The organism is Ectothiorhodospira marina, assembly GCF_900109495.1.
Lineage (GTDB): Bacteria > Pseudomonadota > Gammaproteobacteria > Ectothiorhodospirales > Ectothiorhodospiraceae > Ectothiorhodospira > Ectothiorhodospira marina.
Genome location: NZ_FOAA01000038.1, coordinates 1 through 1,093, shown reverse-complemented (window position 1 = coordinate 1,093; position 1,093 = coordinate 1). Strand labels below are relative to the sequence as shown.

Sequence of the window (1,093 nt, the reverse complement as noted above, 5' to 3'; positions counted from 1 at the left end):
GCCTCGCCCGCGAAGGCGGTGGGCACCTCAGCATGGCCAGGGCACTGCTGTCGCAGTGCTTCGCCGGCAGGCCGGCTCCCACGGGGGCTCAGGTTATTTCCACATCGTTTGTGGGAGTGCCTCCGGAAAGGGGACAGACACCTTTAGGATCGAACCATTGCTGTACCAAAACGGTCAGCGTATAAACACATAAACATCTATTGTGGGAGATCATGATGGCAACGGTTCGCTGGAACGTCGCCGTTTCGGCCGACACCGACCAGTCGCTGCGCATGTTTCTGGCCAGCCAGGGCGGTGGCCGGAAAGGTGACCTGTCGAGCTTCATTGAGGAGGCGGTGCGCGCCCACATCCTGGAGCTGAGTGCCGAGCAGGCCAAGGCCACCAACGCCCAACTGAGTGAGACGGAGGTGGCGGAGGCGATTGACGAAGCGCTCGCGTGGGCACGTAAACGCTGATGCGGGTCGTGCTGGATAGCAACATCCTGTTCAGTGCCCTGATTTCGCCCCACGGCGCGCCGGATGCGATCTATCGCGCCTGGCGGGCAGCACGCTTCGAAGTCATCACCTCGCGCATGCAACTTGATGAAATCCGCCGGGCCAGCCGCTACCCCAAACTCCAGGCCATTCTCCAGCCCGCCAAGGTCGGCACCATGGTCAACAACCTGCAGCGGGCTCTGGTTCTGGATCGGCTGAGCATCGAGAACGAAGCCGACGATCCGGACGACGCCTTTTTGCTGGCCATGGCCGTCGAAGGCGAGGCGGACTATCTGGTGACCGGTGATCGCTGCGCCGGCCTGTTGCAACGGGGTCACATCGGGCGCACGCGGATTGTCACGCCTGCCCAGTTCTGTGCCGAAGTGCTGTGATCGATGCCGGTCGCATCAAGGGGACAGAAACCTTTTTTCTGGGTGGATTGTGGCCGCCGTTTTTCGCCGGCAGGCCGGCTCCCACGGGGGCTCAGGTTGTTTCCACATCGTTTGTGGGAGCGGGCCTCGCCCGCGAAGGCGGTGGGCACATGGCCTGACCCAGGCACTGCTGTCGCAGTGCTTCGCCGGCAGGCCGGCTCCCACGGGGGCTCAGGTTGTTTCCACATC

At 63.1% G+C, this 1,093-nt stretch carries 2 protein-coding genes; both read left to right on the top strand.

The genetic code is table 11. The features are described 5' to 3' along the window. Positions 1 to 215 precede the first annotated feature (215 nt). The gene (locus BMY52_RS15030; protein WP_090255806.1) at positions 216 to 455 is read left to right on the top strand and encodes a ribbon-helix-helix domain-containing protein; all 240 of its coding nucleotides are present in this window, start codon (positions 216 to 218) and stop codon (positions 453 to 455) included. Continuing rightward, complete coding sequence (locus BMY52_RS15025) at positions 455 to 865, top strand: putative toxin-antitoxin system toxin component, PIN family (protein WP_090255804.1); 411 nt, start codon at positions 455 to 457, stop codon at positions 863 to 865. The genes BMY52_RS15030 and BMY52_RS15025 overlap by 1 nt, the downstream gene beginning before the upstream one ends. Positions 866 to 1,093 lie beyond the last annotated feature (228 nt).

Excerpts from the sequence above, each read along its gene's own strand:
- BMY52_RS15025 (WP_090255804.1), top strand. The coding sequence starts at position 455 with ATGCGGGTCGTGCTGGATAGCAACATCCTGTTCAGTGCCCTGATTTCG.
- BMY52_RS15030 (WP_090255806.1), top strand. The coding sequence starts at position 216 with ATGGCAACGGTTCGCTGGAACGTCGCCGTTTCGGCCGACACCGACCAG.